This is a genomic window from Brenneria sp. hezel4-2-4 (genome assembly GCF_013155275.1).
GTDB lineage: Bacteria > Pseudomonadota > Gammaproteobacteria > Enterobacterales > Enterobacteriaceae > Brenneria.
Genome location: NZ_JABJXS010000032.1, coordinates 1 through 561, shown reverse-complemented (window position 1 = coordinate 561; position 561 = coordinate 1). Strand labels below are relative to the sequence as shown.

At 46.7% G+C, this 561-nt stretch carries 1 tRNA gene and 1 rRNA gene; both read left to right on the top strand.

The features are described from left to right. Window positions 1-66 (top strand): 16S ribosomal RNA (locus tag HOY33_RS20475); the annotation flags it as partial. A 142-nt stretch (window positions 67-208) separates the two neighbouring features. Then, window positions 209-284: transfer RNA gene (locus HOY33_RS20470), tRNA-Glu, on the top strand. The last annotated feature ends 277 nt before the right edge of the window (window positions 285-561 follow it).

Below are 561 nucleotides of genomic sequence, written 5' to 3'. Positions count from 1 at the left end.
TTCATGACTGGGGTGAAGTCGTAACAAGGTAACCGTAGGGGAACCTGCGGTTGGATCACCTCCTTAGTAAAAGCCTGATAGTGGTTGTGCAGTGTCCACACAGATTGTCTGATGAAAATAACGAGCAAGGTAACCTGTTGATGTAATGAGTCCCGGACTCATGCTGATGCGAAAGTGCCGGATTTTTAATCTGGTGCGGATTTTTCGTGTCCCCATCGTCTAGAGGCCTAGGACACTGCCCTTTCACGGCTGTAACAGGGGTTCGAATCCCCTTGGGGACGCCATTGCGATAATGAGTGAAAGACATTATCACCGAATATCTTAAAGATGACTTTAACGAGTCGTGTTTAAGATATTGCTCTTTAACAATCTGGAACAAGCTGAAAATTGAAACGATACGGCTGAACATTATCCGCAAGGGTAGTGATTTTGTTGTATCGGAGTCTCTCAAATAATCGCAGCGCGAGCGTGACTTGATTTATCAAAGACACCTTCGGGTTGTGAGGTTAAGCGACTAAGCGTACACGGTGGATGCCTAGGCAGTCAGAGGCGATGAAGGGC